Origin of the sequence: Parapedobacter flavus, from assembly GCF_035818675.1 — a bacterium.
GTDB classification, from domain to species: domain Bacteria; phylum Bacteroidota; class Bacteroidia; order Sphingobacteriales; family Sphingobacteriaceae; genus Parapedobacter; species Parapedobacter flavus.
This window is the reverse complement of record NZ_JAYKZZ010000001.1, coordinates 614,493-632,061: the sequence shown is the minus strand read 5'-3', so window position 1 is coordinate 632,061 and position 17,569 is coordinate 614,493. Positions and strand designations below refer to the sequence as shown.

Annotated in this window: 11 protein-coding genes; all 11 read right to left on the bottom strand. The window is 50.2% G+C overall.

The genetic code is table 11. The features are described 5' to 3' along the window. Positions 1 to 7 precede the first annotated feature (7 nt). The 11 genes from U9S71_RS02565 to U9S71_RS02515 all read right to left on the bottom strand — a co-directional run bounded on the left by U9S71_RS02565 (position 8) and on the right by U9S71_RS02515 (position 17,502). A complete protein-coding gene (locus tag U9S71_RS02565; RefSeq protein WP_326325007.1) occupies positions 8 to 3,220 on the bottom strand; it encodes a SusC/RagA family TonB-linked outer membrane protein in 3,213 nt (1,070 codons plus the stop codon). Between the two features lie 160 nt (positions 3,221 to 3,380). Beyond that, complete coding sequence (locus U9S71_RS02560) at positions 3,381 to 4,610, bottom strand: MFS transporter (protein WP_326325006.1); 1,230 nt, start codon at positions 4,608 to 4,610, stop codon at positions 3,381 to 3,383. Between the two features lie 108 nt (positions 4,611 to 4,718). Next, positions 4,719 to 5,489, bottom strand: a complete 771-nt coding sequence (locus U9S71_RS02555; protein ID WP_326325004.1) for a 3-ketoacyl-ACP reductase — start codon at positions 5,487 to 5,489, stop codon at positions 4,719 to 4,721. A 39-nt stretch (positions 5,490 to 5,528) separates the two neighbouring features. After that, positions 5,529 to 6,671 carry a Gfo/Idh/MocA family protein gene (locus tag U9S71_RS02550; RefSeq protein ID WP_326325003.1) on the bottom strand — a complete coding sequence of 381 codons (1,143 nt, stop codon included), beginning with the start codon at positions 6,669 to 6,671 and terminating at the stop codon, positions 5,529 to 5,531. Between the two features lie 13 nt (positions 6,672 to 6,684). After that, positions 6,685 to 7,515, bottom strand: coding sequence for a sugar phosphate isomerase/epimerase family protein (locus U9S71_RS02545; RefSeq protein ID WP_326325001.1), 831 nt, complete (start codon positions 7,513 to 7,515; stop codon positions 6,685 to 6,687). Beyond that, positions 7,512 to 8,894, bottom strand: coding sequence for a hypothetical protein (locus U9S71_RS02540; protein WP_326324999.1), 1,383 nt, complete (start codon positions 8,892 to 8,894; stop codon positions 7,512 to 7,514). The genes U9S71_RS02545 and U9S71_RS02540 overlap by 4 nt, the downstream gene beginning before the upstream one ends. Positions 8,895 to 9,061: 167 nt before the next feature. Beyond that, positions 9,062 to 10,030, bottom strand: coding sequence for a sugar phosphate isomerase/epimerase family protein (locus U9S71_RS02535; RefSeq protein WP_326324997.1), 969 nt, complete (start codon positions 10,028 to 10,030; stop codon positions 9,062 to 9,064). Positions 10,031 to 10,041: 11 nt separating this feature from the next. Continuing rightward, positions 10,042 to 12,738 carry a DUF6797 domain-containing protein gene (locus tag U9S71_RS02530; protein WP_326324996.1) on the bottom strand — a complete coding sequence of 899 codons (2,697 nt, stop codon included), beginning with the start codon at positions 12,736 to 12,738 and terminating at the stop codon, positions 10,042 to 10,044. Between the two features lie 4 nt (positions 12,739 to 12,742). Next, on the bottom strand, positions 12,743 to 14,197 hold the full coding sequence (locus U9S71_RS02525; RefSeq protein WP_326324994.1) for a BNR-4 repeat-containing protein: 1,455 nt from the start codon (positions 14,195 to 14,197) through the stop codon (positions 12,743 to 12,745). Positions 14,198 to 14,397: 200 nt separating this feature from the next. Beyond that, positions 14,398 to 15,297 carry a helix-turn-helix domain-containing protein gene (locus U9S71_RS02520; RefSeq protein WP_326324992.1) on the bottom strand — a complete coding sequence of 300 codons (900 nt, stop codon included), beginning with the start codon at positions 15,295 to 15,297 and terminating at the stop codon, positions 14,398 to 14,400. A 162-nt stretch (positions 15,298 to 15,459) separates the two neighbouring features. Then, positions 15,460 to 17,502 carry a glycoside hydrolase family 36 protein gene (locus U9S71_RS02515; protein WP_326324990.1) on the bottom strand — a complete coding sequence of 681 codons (2,043 nt, stop codon included), beginning with the start codon at positions 17,500 to 17,502 and terminating at the stop codon, positions 15,460 to 15,462. Positions 17,503 to 17,569: the final 67 nt, after the last annotated feature.

Below are 17,569 nucleotides of genomic sequence, written 5' to 3'. Positions count from 1 at the left end.
CGTTATTTTATAATGAAACATGTAAACCTAGGTTGACCACTCGCTGAACGGGGTAACCGAGGCCATTGGCCGCCATTTCCACATCCCACAGCTTAAACTTGCTCCAGGCCAGCAGGTTTGTGCCGCTCACGTAAAAACGGAGGCTTTTCAGCCCCATCCGATTGGTGAGGCCATGGGGCAGGGAATACCCCATTTCCGCCTGTTTCAACCGTAGGAAAGTTCCGTCGCGCTGAAACCAGGTGCTGCGCTGGGTATTGTTTGTATTGGTGGTGGCAGTTAACCGTGGCCACAATGCGTAGAGGTTCCGGTTATCTTCCGACCAATGGTCGTCCGCATACGCTTTGAGCAGCTGCCGTTCGTTAATAAAGGGTGCCGTTTCGGCAATACCGATCCGGAAGGATTCGCGAGCCAGCCCTTGGAAAAACACGCTGATATCAAAATTCTTATAGCCGGCGGAAAAGCCGAATCCATAGACGATTTCGGGGGTCGTTGGGTAACCGATCGGCACCATGTCCAACTCGGTGATCCTGCCATCCCGGTTCACGTCGCGATACTTGATATCACCCGCCATATACTCCCCGAAGTTCTGCCGCGGCGAGTTGGCCACTTCATACTCATCTACGAATAAGCGCTCGGCGATATAGCCCCATTCCTGATTGACGGAGTACCCGACACGTGATTTCCACCACTCATCGTATTCCGGTTCTTCATACACCTTAAAAGCACTTTGGGCAAATGTAAAATTACCCAGTGCCTGAAGCCAAAGCCCGTTCATGAAACTGTGTGAATAATTTGCCGACACATCGACCCCCTGGCCGGTGGCTTCCCCTACATTAGCCCGCACATCGGCGCTCAGCCCCATGGTCGTCGGAATGTCTGCACGGGTCATCAGGATGTTGGTCCGGTGTTCCTTAAAGAAATCCGCCGTGATGTCCAGTTTATCGAATAGGCCGACTTCCAACGCCACGTTGAACTTTTTGGCTTGCTCCCATGTGATGGCCGAATTCGCATACCGCGTGACGGTAACGCCCGTCCGCGAATAGTTATTATCCCGACCAAAGACGGCACCCCCGGCTTCCATATCCACATTCGACAGGTAGAAGAACCGGTCTGACGGCGACCCGATTTCGTCGTTACCCACCAAGCCGTAGGTAGCCCGCAGGCGCAGGTTGTTGACAGTCGACGTAAGGGGCTCGAAGAACTTTTCGTTGGAGATGGTCCACGCCAATCCGGCCGAAGGGAAGAAACCGAACCGATGATTGGTATAAAACCGCTCCGATCCGTTATAACCGAAGTTGAATTCCAGGAAATAACGACTATCGTACGCGTACGTTGCCCGCCCCGACAGCCCCATATTCCGATACGGGAGCGAAAGCTGTAAACTACCGGCATTGGCCGATAGGCGTTGTTGCATAATGTATACCAACATGCCACTCAAGCCGTGTTTTTCGCCGACCGTCCGGCTGTAATTCAGTGCGGACTCCAGGTAAAAAATCGAACTCACCTGTTTCGGCCCTTCACTATAACCGAGGTATTCCTGCCCGCTATTCTCATTAATCAATGATAAGCCATACGTATCCTCACGCCTGTTATAGTTACTCAGTGTATACCAAAACGGCGTATAGGCCCTATTGACATCAAAAAACGAGGTCCGGTTGGTATTCATCAGCGCGCGGAACTGCAAGCCTTCCGTCAGGAAAGACAGGTCTTGTTTAAGCTCCAATTGGGCGAGTACATACGAGCGGGAATAATCGCGATATCCCTTCACCATCTCCGCATACGGGTTCAGGTATCCTCCCTCCTCGTAGTTCCCAAACATGATGTGGCTTACATGGCGATGCTCATCGTCCACCGGGTAATAGGCGGGGAATAGAACCGGATTGGTCCGCATCACCATATTATACATCGCCTTACCCCCAGCTATTGGGCCGGTGTAGTCGTCAAAGTTGCCATTCATCCGGATGATCAATTCGGTCGATTTGGTCAGGTTGACGTTTACATTCGAACGCAGATTATAGCTGGTCAGGTTGATGTTGCTATTGAAATTATTGCGCGGGTCGACTTTCAATACCCCATGATCTTTGGTGAGCGCCCCGGCCACGTAATAACGGGCAATACTACCACCCCCCGAAAGGTTGAGGTTGAACCGTTGGTTCATGGTATAGTCCTTGAACAGCTCCTTCCGCCAATCGGTCGCCGGGTAAGCTATCGGATTCGTTCCGGCCTTTGTGTTATCTATTTTCGCTTGGGAATAGGGTTGTTCACCCAACGGATCCCGCGTTTTCACGGCTTCATTATGCAATTCCATGTACGTGATCGGATCGGCCAATTCGACATTTCGGGTAGGTGCCGAAAGCGAGTTTTCTACCCGTAGATTGATTTTCATCTTCCCCTCGGTCCCTTCTTTCGTGGTGATCAGGATGACCCCGTTTGCTCCGCGAGCACCATACAGTGCGGTAGCGGTGGCATCTTTCATGATCGAGAAACTCGCTATGTCATCCGTTTGAAGACGGGCCAATTCCGTGGTACTCACCTCCAAGTTGTCAATAAGGATCAGTGGGTCTTTTTTATAACCGAAGGTGGTGACACCGCGAATAAAGAAATCCGCATTATCCATTCCCGGTTCGCCGCTTCTTTGATAGGCAATCATCCCCGCGACCCGGCCGGCCAACGCCGTGGTTAGGTTACTCGATGGGACTTTCAGATCCGACGGATTAACCGAGGTGACGGCCCCAATCATGTCGGTGCGCTTCACCGCACCGCCAAAGGCAGTAACCACCACGTCATCCAGCATCGACGAGGACTCTAGCAGCACCACGTCGATAACTTCTCGTTCGCCAACAACAATCTCTCGGGTCTCAAACCCCACCATCGAGAATGTCAGCGTGGATCCAGCTGGTACACTCAGTACATAACGCCCGTTAAGATCGGTGGTCGTTCCAATCGAGGTGCGGTTTTTAACGTGAATAGATACCCCCGTAAGCAGTGATCCTGTCGAGTCGCGTATGGTACCGCGGACTTCGATATCCTGCAACATGCTGTTGGGGGCCCATACCGACGTTTCCATTCGGTATACGGTGCCATCAGCAGCACGAAGCATTCCTGCCGATACGTAGGACATCGCTGCCAGCACCACCGCCGTAGTGAGTACCAGATTACGCAGCACCCGGTTTTCCAAGGCCAGCCGGGCACGGCCTTTAAGGTCTACATAAGAATTCATATTTTTTGTTTTTATTGGTTTTATAATTAGTATGGTGTTACAATTCGCTTTAACGCTGTAGCTAATGGATTGGCTCCATACATTTATTAACTACCTGTTCATTCCTGTCTATTTTTCTTCATACGCTATATTTATGTGTCTTTCTTGATTTAATTGCGACTTATCCTTTTTCTTGTTGTTGCGGCGACTTCGGCAAGAATGCGATAAAAATAGCACCAAGCAGTGCGACCCCAATCAACACGGAAAACCCTACGGTATACCCAACATTTTCATTATACAATGCGCCTAGTAAAACCGGAAAAAGGGCTTCTGCCACCCCATCGGCGACGAGGATAATTCCCATGGTCCTTCCAAGTGCCTTCAACCCGAACAGGTCGCCGGCCATCAGCGGAATAATCATGTAATCGCCACCGAGCCCGATTCCGAAAACGATTGCGAAAATATAGATGCGACCAGCAAAATCCGGGACCAAGAGTAAGGGAATCGATGCCATGACAATCAGGTATATCATCAGCATGACATACTTCCGGTTGATCATATCGGCCAACCACCCCATCAGTACCCTGCCGATCAGGCTCGACAGCAGCACAAACGACATCACGTGTGCTGCCTCCGTCTGGGAATAGTTCAGGTCGCTTAGGTAAAGCTTGATGTGTTGGCCTATGCCACCCACTACCCCGATGGAGCACATGCTGCCAATGGCCAGAAGGTAGAAGTTGCGGTCTTTGAGTATCTTCTTCATCGAAAACCCTTCCACTTTCCTTTCGGTCACCGCCACAGATTTACCCTGTTTGTCTTTGATGAAATAGGCAAAGATAAAAACCATCAGAAACCCGATTACCCCCAACATGGCTAAGGCGATATGCCAATCGTACCAGCGCTCCAACCGGGCTGCGAGCACGGGTGCGAATGCACCGCCGGCCCCTATGCCCAGATAGGCGATACCCATGGCCTTCCCTCTATTCTTATTAAACCACCTAGAAATCAGCACTTGGGATGGCAGCGGCCCTGCAAACACGTAACCTAAAGCGTTGAACACGTAAAACAGATAAAACATCTCTAACGAGCTGGAAAATGCGATTCCGATCAGCGCGACCGCCAGCATCAAGGCGCCGGTCATCATCAGTTGCCGTGGCCCGTACCGGTCAATCAACCAACCGGCAAAAAATCCGAACAACGGGGCGACAATCAGTTTGCCGACAGCGTTGCCCGAGGTGATGACGGTTCTGGACCAACCGCGCTCTTCCATGATGAAATCAAAAAAGAACGGTAATCCGTAGAATCCGAATCCGACGATGGCAAAGAGTGCGAGAAAGGCCGTGATCATGATGTACCTTTTCGAACTTCGCTGCCCTTGTTCCACTTGGTTTAATTGTATGCTGTTATCCATCTCTTAGGTTTATTAAGTGTTATAATTCGGTATTAATTTTCACATTTCGATATTGGTAAAGCAGGATTATTAAATACGTTGTACTACGATGCTAAGTGAAAAGAAGACCTACAACCGAGGAATGTTCATCGCTCCATCGACCATGATGACCTGCCCGGTGGTATACGGAAAATTACCGGTGGCCAGCGCGGCTACCGCTTTGCCCACATCTTCCGGCAACCCCCATCTAGGCAACACACACAGTCCGTCCGCAATCAGCTTATCATATTTCTCCGTTACTTTTGCTGTCATGTCTGTGGCGATTACTCCTGGCCGAACCTCGTATACGGGTATGTAATATTCGCCCAACCGCGCTGCGAATAGCTGCGTAGCCATGCTCATCCCTGCTTTACCTACGCAATACTCCCCCCTGTTTGTGGATACAACGGTCGCCGAAATGGATGAGATGTTGATGATCGACGCTTCAAACGCCGGGTCGGCTACCTTCTGTTCAACCATCCAATTTGCAGCAGCCTGCGAAAGGAAATATGGACCGGTTAGGTTGGTCCGTATCACATCATCAAAACTCTCTTCGGTGGCTTCCAGGATATCCTTCCGTTCTTTCGGCGCCACCCCGGCGTTATTTACCAGCACATTCAGTTGCCCGAAATGGGCTTTCACCTGATCGATTATCCGCGCACGAGCATCCGCATCCCCAACATCGCCCCGGCAATAAATGACGTCGGCACCCAATTGCCGCAACTCCTCAAGCGGCAAGACAACATCCTTTTCGTCCCGCATCCCGTTGATGGCCAAATCGAATCCGGCACCGGCGAGGGACCGGGCTATACCTAGCCCAATCCCCCTGGATCCTCCGGTTACCAATGCTATCTTCTTCATAAAATCAACTGCTTTATCCAATCATCTATACAAACCAACCTATAGTTCCGGCACTTCAACCCATGCCCGTTTCTCCCAGCTTTCTATCCCCTTTTCGGCGAGCTGAATCCCCTTGGCACCCTCTTTCATGTCCCATGGGAATGGCTCATCGAGCACAACGTGTCTCAAGAAAAGTTCCCACTGTACCTTAAAGGCGTTGTCGTATGCTTCCTGTTCGGGAACCTTGGACCACCCCTCATAGAAATCGATGGGTTGTGGGATATCCGGATTCCATACCGGCTTGGGGGTATTGCCATAATGCTGTACATAGCACTCCCGCAGCCCTGCCACCGCCGATCCCTTGGTGCCGTCGACCTGTAGCGTGAGCAGGTCATCCCGCCTTACCCTAACGGTCCACGACGAATTGAAGTGGGCAATGACGTCGCCCTCCAGCTCGAAGGTGGCATAAGCCGAATCATCAGCGGTACAGGTATAGGTGTTCCCCTGTTCATCCACCCGCTTTTTGATATGTGTTGCACCAAGACAGGAAACCGCCTTTACCTTTCCAAAAATATTATCCAGCACATACCGCCAGTGGCAGAGCATATCCACAATAATGCCCCCATCATCTTCTTTTCGGTAATTCCATGAAGGTCGCTGTGCCGGGATGGTGTCGCCTTCAAACACCCAGTAACCGAACTCCCCGCGGACGGAAAGTATCTCCCCAAAAAAACCGCTTTCCATCAATCGCTTAATCTTGCGAAGGCCGGGTAGCCACAGCTTGTCTTGCACCACGCCATTTTTTACCCCGGCCGTCTTACATAGCTGGAATAGTTCCAGGGCCGTGGCCGTATCGGTGGCCATGGGCTTTTCACAATAAATGTGTTTACCCGCCTGCACCGCTTTCCGGATGGCTTCGGCACGGCGTCCCGTCGTTTGGGCGTCAAAATAAACGGTATAGTTTTCATCCTGTAGCACCGCGTCCAGGTCGGTAGCGATTTTGGAAATTCCCGCCCGTTTACCCAGTTCTTCCAGCTTGGCTCGGTTCCTACCGACCAACACAGGGTCAGGCATAATGGTATCGCCATTAGGCAACTCCACCCCGCCCTGCTTTATAATTTCAACGATACTTCTCATCAGGTGCTGGTTGGTACCCATACGGCCCGTAACCCCGTTCATGATAATTCCTACGCGATGTCTCATAACCTATTTTATATCAACTTTGATAATAGTTTTCTACGATTTTATTTAAAAATTCATGTTGATCCTCCGACCATAACCTGTCGGAAAAAATTTCCACTTCGTTATACCCGTCGAATCCCGCAGCTTCCGCCCACCCGCGAATCTTGCGAATGGGGATGCAGCCTTCGCCCATCAGTCCACGGTCGTTTAAAAAATCGACGGTCGGGCTCATCCAATCGCAAATATGGAACGCAAACAGGTTGCCGTTGCGGCCACACCGCATGAGCTGTTGCTCCAGGTCGGGGTCCCACCAGATGTGATAGACATCCGCTGCCACCCCTACATAATCCGAACCGATGGCTTCGGCCATGTCGTTGGCTTGCGCCATGGTGTTTACTGCCGACCGCGTATCGGCGTACATGGGGTGCAGGGGTTCGATGGCCAGTTTGACACCATTCTCCATGGCGTACGGCAAGATGGTTTCGATACCCTCGCGGATCTGCTGCCTCGATACTTCCAGGGGCTGACCGGCATCCGCACCGCAAACCAGCACAATCATGGGCGCACCCAAAGCGGCTGCCTCGTCAATGGCCTTCCTATTGTCTTCCAGCGCTTTGTTTCTCGCCGCAGATGAAGTGGAGGGGAAAAACCCGCCCCTCACCAGGGACACGATCTCCAAGCCGTGGGCACGCAGCATGTCTCCGGTATTGGCTATGTTCCGGCCATCCAGAAACTGCCGCCACACCGAAATCCCCTTCACCCCCGCCCGGCTGTAGTTTGCTGCGGCCTCCTCGATCGACCAGTGCTTCGTGGTCATCGTGTGGATGCATAGTTTGCTGAGGTCAACTAGCTTGCCCGCACTCATAACACACCATTATAAAACGCGTAATAGGATTTATTATCGATGATCCGCTGCACATAAAGTGCGGCCTCGCGCGCATGGTAGTCGCCCCACATGCTCGATTCGCCGCAGGCGATCTTTTGGCCTGCGGGGATATTGTCCCACCCATTTGGCTGGTGATAAATGGAATGGAGGATAATACCCTGATGAGTTGCATCCGTGCTCAAATAAGGCTCCGCCAACAACGAACGCAAAACCGTCAATCCTGCCTGCCAATATTTAGTTCCTTTTTCGTCGGCGCCTTTTCCCTTCAAGTAATTTCCCAACCGTAGCAGTCCCTGCGCGCCAATGGCAGCCGCAGAGCTATCCACCGGCTCAAAGTCGTTGTAGGGGTCGGCCGGGACGGAAAGGTAATCGCCAAGCTTATGCAAGTTAGGCGCGCCCGTATCCCAATACGGGATACCGTCCGTGGGCGTGTGTTCGATATAAAAATCACAAGTCGCCTCCGCAGCCCTGCGCATGAATTCCTCAATCGCTTCCCGGCTTCCGTAAACGGCCAGATCCTCGTCAGAAATGGTATCGAGGAACTCCAACTGCTCAGCGAACCCGACCATTGCCCAAGCCAGGCCCCTTGTCCAGGTAGAAAAACCCGTGTACCCCTGCTGCGCATTGGGACTGCGGAAATTCCCGTCTGTGGTATTAAAAATACTTTCGTGAGCAGTTCGACCCCAAATGTCATAGCTATCCCGCCCCTCACCGTAAAACACGGAATAATCTGCCGTGGCCCGCATATGCTGCAACGCACGGAACAGCAGGTTTACTTTCTCGTCGTTTTCCTGTTGTAACACATGCCCCAGTTTATGACCGAGCATCAAAATCCTGACCGTACGCATCGTATCGACGAAAAGGGAATGCGGACCATTGAAGGAATAAATGAACCCGCCATCTTTTATAGGTGTCCACCTGCTGGCCTGAACAGCGCCAGACACTTTCAATGCCAGTTCATAAAAATTCTTCTCCCATTCGTTGAACGGGGTTTTTCCTTCCACCATCAAACGGAGCAGATTCCCATAGGTACTCACATTATTAAACCCATGGTCGTGCACACCGATATGGCTTACATGCGGTGCCATGAGTTCCACGGTTTTCTCCCGCCCCTTTACAAGAAATTCATGGTCGCCTGTGGCGTCAAATTGTAGGATAGACGACCCGAACTGGAACCCTTGGGTCCATTCTGTCCAACCACGGGTGGTATATTTACCGTCTACCGTAAATACGGGCGAACCCTTTCCGAGCTCATACTCATTCTCGATAGCGGCTATTTTTTCACCCGAAAGCTCCCAAAACCGCCGTAACTGACCTGCCAAATCGTTCGGCATTAGGTTAAAATCAATCCTAATCATTCAATAAACTTTTTTTGCGTTAAATGTTAATAATCAGCTTATAGAATTCAAATTTACCCTTCCTAGGGGAGGTGGATAGGCACTTTTTTGATTAAAGCTGGTACTTTTTGTTCAGTTGGATTTACAATGGCAGCAATACGTGATTAATCTGGATAGCGATGGTTACATTAGGCTTCTAGCCATAGCCTGCGAATCGTTGACAGGTCCTTTTGCATCGCACGAAATACTTCTTCTGGTTCGATGTTCAATTGTTTTGCCCCCGATTCAACCCCGCCCAACGGGTACTCGATATGCAACGACACAGGAACCTGTATGTTGAAGTCCTTTAGCATCCGAAAATACTTTTTAAAATCGACCATACCCTCACCAATCGGTGTGCCCACCGAACGCCATTGCCCTCCTTGTTCAACCCATTTAAAATCTTTGACCACAATCGTTTTTATATGTGGTTGTATCAACTTGAGGCCATTTACCCAAGACCTGCCACCTTCTACTACTGCATGGCGGACATCATATTGCACCCCAAGGTAGTCGTGGTCCGCATGCTGCAAAACATCCCATAGTTCCCACAACGAGGCCCCCATCATAAGCCCGGCGTGATTCTGGTAGCATCCTACGATAGCTAGCCTGCTATTCAATTCGCTTAGTTCCTTGGCTCGCTTTTGGAAAAACCCGATCGATTCGGGTATACTCTTGTCTTTTAGGTATTGGAAATAGTCTGTCCTATAAAAGGAGATGCCAAGGCTCGCCGCCACCTCTAAAACGTTACGTCCCACGGCATCCGCTGGATCTGCCATCGCAGTAGCAATCATGGTAGATTGTAAACCCGCTCGCTGTATTTCGCCGATCGCTTTGGGCAAGTCGTCAGCTACCTTTTCCGGCACGACGTGTCCACCGGGCCGTACGGTGAGATCGACCCCATCAAAACCTACCCTTGCGGCAAACTCCGCCATGTGCTCATAGTCGAGAAAATGCAGGCACTTTGAAAAAATATGCACTTCCAATGCCTTTTCTCCTTCCGCCCTATTTTTTGGATAAAAACCGGACGATACCGCAGGCAGCACGGCAGCAGCAACTGCGGTTTGCTTAATGAAGTTTCTACGCGACAACTGTTGGTAGTGTTGAACGGGTGCCATCGGATTATCGATTATAAAGATTTAATATATAACACAAGCGATTCGATATCGCTATCAGAGAGCATCCCTAAATAAGAAGGCATCTCGGCATCGTATCCTTTTACAATTTTTTTAGCAGGCGTTAATATGGATTCGCGGATATAATCTTCGTCGGCAATTCCCGAGGTACCGTCTGCAAACTGGCGCTCCGACATGAATATATCCTTAAACGGAGGGCCGTAAAACCCATCGGTGTCGACACCGGGGGAATGACAACCTGCACATGCCACTGCCCTGAAAAGTTGAGCGCCTTTTTCTTGGGACGGACGCTCCTCGGCAGTTTCCGCCGAAATACTTGCAGCACGGTTTATCGACAAATCGATGGGCCCGCGAAACCCTTCCCTAGCCAAATTGATTTTGTCCACCTCGTTCACGGTAAACCAAAGACCGTCCTCCAACGCAGCACCATCTGTTGACCGTAGGTTATACAACACCTCCATTTGCATCACCTCCTCCATACCCGGCACAACAATCAAAACTGCTTTACGGTCGGCAGAGATATATGATGCATATACAGGCATCGATTCCTCTCCCGGTGTATCATCGAGTTTGAAGTGGCCCGACCCATATTCCTTGGTACGTTTGTAATTCCACCTTTTAACCTGGAAATTCAGCGGGTTCATGGCTACCGTCGAATCCAACTCAACACCGAACCGCAATACAATCCCCTGCTCACCCGCCTTGAATCGCTCCGGCAAATAAAACGGCAGACCGGTATATCGCAAGCGGAGAAACGCCGCCACGCCTTTGGAGCTTGAACCCCAGAGATTAAATCCAGTGATATACAGTTGGCCGTCAGCGGGGTTTATCGCTCCTTTTTGCGTTGGTGCCGGGTAGTTTGCGCGCAAAAACGAAACACCTCCCTGTAGTGCGTTTGAGGTGCTATCAATGAGCACCTTGAACAAGCCTGGGCGGGCAAAGGAGAAATGAATCATTTGTTCGTCTAACGGCCCCATCTTTCCGCCTGTAATCCATGCCTGACTGATACCCGAGCGATCGACACGGTGTGGAATCCAAGCCAGTGGCGTTTTAATGGGTGCCTGACGATGCTCGGGCGCAGTGGGAAAACCGAAGTAGTCGCCTTTATCCACCAGCAACAACGGTGTAGATGGCACGTAATTGCCTTGTTGATCTGAAGCAGACAGGATACCTTTCGTAGGATGGATACCAATATATGGCCCCCTCAACCCCGATGCAATGGTCTCCACCTCTCGCCCATCGGCCGACACCTTGAGGATGGTACCCCGCTGCGAAGAGCCACCAATACCCCCTTTTGCAATGTAGAAACCGCCGCCAGGTGCAGAAACCATATCTGCTGCCCATTCACGCGAGTGTAGCGACTGCTCCATTCCGTTGCAGAAATTTTCATAGAAATCGGCCACCCCATCACGGTTCAGATCGTGCAGCCGCACAATACCTTCTTTTCCAAAGACGTAAATCACACCGTCCACCACGTCGATGCTCATGGGCTCATACAACCCTGAAGCAAACCGGCGCCACTTCAGTCGCTTCAAGCTCTTGTCTATCCCTTCCACCACCCAAACATCGCCGGAAAAAGTAACCACCGCCGCACGCTTGCCATCAAAAAAAGCCGCATCAGCCACCCGTACATTCCGCTTCCATGGGTTGGGTAGCGGAAGCGTTAGGATATCGGTAACATAGGCAGCCGTATCAGGTGATAATGCGCCTTGTGTATAAACGGTCTCCTTCCAGTAAGCCGGTCCCCCGCGACTGAAATCGGGCATCTTGGTTTTAGCTTCGCTCAATATGTCCAAGAACGCACCTTTCTTTTCTGCCGGACCGTTCCACATCAGCACGGTGGCCTCCAAAGGATCAGTGGCTCGTGGGAAAAACACCGTAACGTATTTGTTATCCACAATTGCCGGCGCCAAATCTTTCTCGTGATTCGTTACCACCCCGATTACCGTAACGGTGTCTCGGGCTTCTCCGTGGTAGATATACAGAACAGCGCCTGTTGCCTCGGTGTATGAGTCACTCCCCACCTCGGCGACATTGAGATACAATGCCCGTTGCAGTTCATCTAATTTGAACGTTCTTGAAAAGGCAGTTTCTTCCCCAAAACGTATGCTGCTGGGGTGCTCCATGATGTTTGTCGTCCCTATCGTATAGGACAATCCAACATCATCTCCTTTTAAATAGATGCCATTCCACCTACCGATCTGCTCCGGTATCGGCCCATATCGATGGGCGTCTGCATTGCCGGACGGATTCCTGGGGTCCGAAAAGCTTGGCGTGTCAATAGTCCACCCCGCATACTCACCCGTGGCTATCCTGGGCGTACCCAAGATCGACGGAACCTTATCCCCTTTATTAAAAAAGTCGTCATATGAAATCTGAGACATGGTTACCATCGGTAGGAATTCGCCATCCCACGCTACCGACCACCGGAGCAAATCCATATCAAATCCCACGTAGGCACTGTCGCCAAGGTTAATTGATAATGTCCTTGCGGAGCGGTTGCGGTTCGGGAAGTCAGGCCCCAGCTTGTTGGAATTCAGTGGCCCTGTAATAAACGGAAACCCCGCTTCGACAAATGGTCCAATTTCGACGGTATCGAAATCATTGGTTGTAATAGCCGGATGCCGCCCCCCGCAACCCGCAAGGATGAAAAACGCCGCTATCCCCAGAAAAAGCCGTATATGCACCATGGTTTTATTGTTTTCGCAATCCCTTTTTCGGCTTTACCTCATCGGCATCCATGGTATAAGGCAACTGCCAGACCCGTCCTTTGGAATCGCCGAAATATAAATGGGATTCGCTGTGGTTATGGGGGTCGCCATCGCCCCAGAAGTATTTAAATGGATCTTTACCGTTTACCACTTTCCGTACGTAGTTATGGTTTAACGCGCTTTTCTTTGTAATCTGCTTTTTCGACTTCCACGTCTTACCATTATCTTTGCTTTCCCAAAGTACAAGCTCGCCACCACCGCCCCACTGTTGCGGTGAGTTTTCGGTGGGTGCTATCACTACCCATTTATCGCCGTCAATCCATAGGCTACCCATGTCGTAATTATGATCCGAAGTGGTTATGGTATGATTTTCCCACTTTTCTCCCGTCCAATGAATTACCTGCCATTCCCGCATTCCGTTTTGGGGGCCTGGTTGATGCCCAACGCCGGATAGGTACAGTGCCGCAGGATTGCCATCCTTATCAAAGGCAACGTCCTTGATGTATACGTTCTCATCTTTGGAGAAAAACTCCTTAGCCAAGGTGGGGTTGTCAACCTCGGTTACCGGCGTGGACACTGGCGTGCCATCCGCGGTCGTCCATGTACGACCGAAATCGGTGGTTTGCATGTAATAAATATTCGTCCGGCGATCTACGTTCCCATTGGGATGCCAGTTGAAAAAAAACACGATCTTCTCTCCTAACTGACCACTGATTTGGTAGTGTCCGGCATTCTTATCTCCCGGCCGCTTTATGGCAGCGAGCTGCTTATCATCGGTCCACTCTACCCCATCCTTGCTCGTACTGAAGTACAGCAGCCGCACGCCCAGGTACTTGGTAAACAAGTGCAAAAAGCCTTCTCCTTCAACATACTTGGGTTGCGGGTAGGTGATTTCACGCTCCGCGATCATGTCAAACTTATCGATGGAGTTCGGCGAGCTGCTTTTATAGATAAACCCAGGCCGCCCGCGCCCTCTTCCACTCACAAACACCCAGATATAACCATCGGAATCCATGGCAATGGATGGATTATCGTGCGGGTCGAAAACGCCCGCTTTGTCATATACCACGGTGGGCCTTTCTACTGTCTTAGTTTTATGATCGTAACTTCCGATCATACAGACCAAATAATCTCCCTTCGCCTTCGCTTTGGGATCGGCAGGATCAGATTTGCTTTTCCGGTCTTTTACAATACCTCCATAAACGAAAAACGTTTTATTTACGGTGGGTGAATAGATCGCTAGTGGAATGTGCTTAGCCGTATAGGTTCCTAAGCCGCCGGAATATTTATCTCCATATTCCGAGAATTGCCCTAACGTAAACCAGATACCCTGATAACCGTCAATCTTTTCGTTATTCAATGACGGGTATGGTTGTGCGGTGGCCGATAAGCCGTAAGAAAAAAAGGCAAGAAAACAAGCAAATCTAATGAAGTTCATTTGTTGTATTTTTTAAGTTTATTACGTCAGTTATTGCTGCCATGGCAGCGATTTCCGTACCCGGGAAACAGCCTGGATACGCCCTTAGTACTTTTTGAAAACCGACCGATAGTCAAAGAAAATTTGTTGGTCGCCAATCAGTCCATCGAATAGGATTCAAATCTACCGCTATCCGTTAAGTAGACTATGCACTTTTTAAATTAATGCTGGTACTTTTCGTTTAGCTCCTTCCTAAATTGGGAGGGGCTTTTCCCGGTCTTCTTTTTAAAGGTGCGCGTAAAATAGGAAGGATCGGTATAGTTTAAGCTGAAAGCAATTTCCTTGTTGGAAAGATCGGTATAAATCAATAAACGCTTGGCTTGCAAAATCAGCCTATCGACGATAATCTCTGCCGCTGTTTTACCGATTATTTTTTTCACAGACCGGTTGAGAATCGCGGGCGATGTACCCAGCATTTCTGCGTAATCCTGAATCAGCAGGTGCTCGGTGAACTTTTTCTCAACGAGCATATTGAACTGCTGGACTTGAGAAAAATGAGGTGTATTCATTTTTTGTTTCTCCGCAAATTTCCACATGTAATGCCGTTTGCATGTTAAAAGCAGCAACTGCAGATAGGTTCTTAGAATTTCACTATGCGATTGCTGTTTGAGACGGCTCTCTTTCTCCATTTGGCGAACAATTAGTAAAATTTCGTCAAAAGAGCCTTCATCTAACCCCAAGATCGGCAGCATGGTCGGGTTATTGAAAAACGGGAAATAAAAGAGCGGATCTTCCTGTCGGGCAGCCCCCATCGGGAAAAACTCACTGGAAAAAACAATCAGGTAACCGTGGTAATCTTTATTTCTAAAAATACGGTGGACCTGCCCTGGAGAAAGAAAATGGACACTGTTGGATTGGATCGAATACGTAACAAAATCAATCTCGTGTTTACCACCATCATCGATAAAAACGCATATTTCATAATAGCTATGTCGGTGCGGCCGATCGGTTTTATGGGGATAGTGCTTATTATCTATTTCGCCTCCCTTCACCTCATAGATCTGAAAATCATCAAGAACCTCCCCTCCTGGTAATCCATAAGTTTTTATACGATCGGTCATCTGTAGGTTATTTTGTTAACGTTAAATATTATTCATTTTATGAACAATATCCTCTCGTTGAGGACAATCACCTATAAAGATACAAAGCCTATTTACGTACACAAACGGGAGAAGGTAATATTTTTGTGCAACATCCGTACTGCGATACCGCTACAGCCGCACTTATTTCTTCATATACCTCAGCACCAGCGATCCCGGCGCCGCTGTTAACTCCAACTCCAAGCCATCCATCATTTCCCGGCCCGTTTTGGTGACGACAGATTGATCAGTAAGGTTAGTAATGTCATAGCTGCTGTCCGGACTAAGCCCACGTAATTTGACCATTGTTTTTCCATGGCCATTATCTTTACGCCTAAACGCCACAACAACGCCCGACTGGTCGGATGACCGGTTTAACTGGTACGCAATCCATACGTCCATGGTGGTCAGGTCGCCGAGGCCGGTTAACGGATAATAATCTTCATAGTAGTACGGGCGCAGTTCTTTGAACTGGGCAATCTGGCGGCGCATGGTGCCGATGTCGCCATCGCGGGCGGTGAGGTCCCAGTTGAGCACCATGGCACTGCTCATGGCCGAATGGAAGCTGTAGTCATCAAACCCGAATACACCTGTACCATGCAGGGGCAAATAAAAGTTGAGCCCGTAGGTATGGTTCTGATAGCCATTCGGCTCTCCATAGCTGTAATCCGTACGCCATAACGGCGCACTTCGGCTGGTCGTTTCCAGATCGATGCGCCGACCGCCGCTTGCACAGTTGTCGATCAGCAAATTGGGAAAGCGCTGCAGCAGGTAATCCCAGTATGCATACAGTCCCTCCACATACCGTATCTCCGTCATTCCCTTCCTGCCTACCTCATCATTAAACGCCCAGTAGGCATCTACAGACATATTGAAATCCTGGCGGTAGTAGTCAATACCGTTTTCTTCGAGGAAGTCGCCAATGTATTTGCTCAACCACTCACGGGCCTCGGTGTTGCTCAAATCGTACAGGAACACCTGCTCTTCGCCTTCCCGTTTCAGCATCCACTGAGGGAAGCGTGTTGCCAGCTCAGACCCCGCCATCACCCGCTCGGGCTCAAACCAGACCATAAACTTCGCCCCGGCCTTGTGCACCACATCCGAGAGCGGCTTAAGTCCGTTCGGAAAGCGGGTGGTATCGACACGCCACGTTCCGATGGAGTTCCACCAATTGACGTTGCTGAAATTGGGGCCACCGCTGCCGGCGTACCAACCCGCGTCGAGCCACATCACCTCGGGCATGATGCCAAATTGTTCATAACGTTTCACGAATGCAATGGCCATTTCTTCCGTAAGGCAGGTGTATTCATTGCAGGGGGCAGGATCGCCCCATTCAAACCCACCCGAAAGTGGGTACTCCGCGAAACGGCCATCAATTTTACGACTGTGATGGTCCAACACGAATTGCCTAAACTGGTTATGGCCATCGATAAACTCCTTACCGTGCCAGAACAGCATGGCAACCAACGGCGTTCGGATCGATTCGCCCGGGTAAAGGAAAAGGTCGGTGTTTTCCATGCCCGCTTGCAAGGCAACCTTATTTTTTTCGTCCGGTACAATATCCGCAAACCAGGTACCCGTCCACCCGATTGCGGCAATAACCCCACCCGCTCCCTCCGCTTCCACATTGAAGAAAGGAAAGGCAGTCTTATCGGAAGATCTACCGCTTTGGGGTTTCATATGCTTTTCACTGCCGGGGAGCAATGGGGTTTTGCGGAGCCTGAAATCGTTGATATCGTGGTCGCTCCCATCGCTGGCATACAGGTTCCATCGCTCGGCACCGTGCGCTTCCAAGCTAAGGTCTACGGCGTTTACCTGTCTGATTTGTGCGCTGTTCTTACGCCCACCGTTGGTAAAGTGCAACACCCATTCCACCGCGTTATAATCGGCAAAGGCGGTTGCTTTGCAATCAATACGGAGTTCGCTGTTTGGGTCGGTATACGAAATGGTATATTTTTTCACTGTCGCATCCGCGCTGCTTTCCATAACCACGGCATGTTTCCACTTCTTGATGAACGTGGCGGATGGCTGACCGTTATATTCGAACGAAAAGGGGGGTAATTTCCCTTTGGCAAATGCTTGGGTGAGCCATTTTGCCGGGTCCGAAACGATGATGGATCGCGAGGTTTGGGCTACTGCGCAACCACAGCAAAGTAGGCCGATTAAAAAAAGGGAAATACGTCTCATAACCTAGTCATTTGGAATTTACCCCAAATATACAACTACGTTACCGGCGGGCAACCCGTACTATCTT

Bases quoted from the DNA above. Each gene is read 5' to 3' on its own strand.
- U9S71_RS02515 (WP_326324990.1), bottom strand. From the start codon at position 17,502: ATGAGACGTATTTCCCTTTTTTTAATCGGCCTACTTTGCTGTGGTTGC.
- U9S71_RS02560 (WP_326325006.1), bottom strand. From the start codon at position 4,610: ATGGATAACAGCATACAATTAAACCAAGTGGAACAAGGGCAGCGAAGT.
- U9S71_RS02565 (WP_326325007.1), bottom strand. From the start codon at position 3,220: ATGAATTCTTATGTAGACCTTAAAGGCCGTGCCCGGCTGGCCTTGGAA.
- U9S71_RS02540 (WP_326324999.1), bottom strand. From the start codon at position 8,894: ATGATTAGGATTGATTTTAACCTAATGCCGAACGATTTGGCAGGTCAG.
- U9S71_RS02550 (WP_326325003.1), bottom strand. From the start codon at position 6,671: ATGAGACATCGCGTAGGAATTATCATGAACGGGGTTACGGGCCGTATG.
- U9S71_RS02535 (WP_326324997.1), bottom strand. From the start codon at position 10,030: ATGGCACCCGTTCAACACTACCAACAGTTGTCGCGTAGAAACTTCATT.
- U9S71_RS02525 (WP_326324994.1), bottom strand. From the start codon at position 14,197: ATGAACTTCATTAGATTTGCTTGTTTTCTTGCCTTTTTTTCTTACGGC.
- U9S71_RS02545 (WP_326325001.1), bottom strand. From the start codon at position 7,515: ATGAGTGCGGGCAAGCTAGTTGACCTCAGCAAACTATGCATCCACACG.
- U9S71_RS02530 (WP_326324996.1), bottom strand. From the start codon at position 12,738: ATGGTGCATATACGGCTTTTTCTGGGGATAGCGGCGTTTTTCATCCTT.
- U9S71_RS02520 (WP_326324992.1), bottom strand. From the start codon at position 15,297: ATGACCGATCGTATAAAAACTTATGGATTACCAGGAGGGGAGGTTCTT.
- U9S71_RS02555 (WP_326325004.1), bottom strand. From the start codon at position 5,489: ATGAAGAAGATAGCATTGGTAACCGGAGGATCCAGGGGGATTGGGCTA.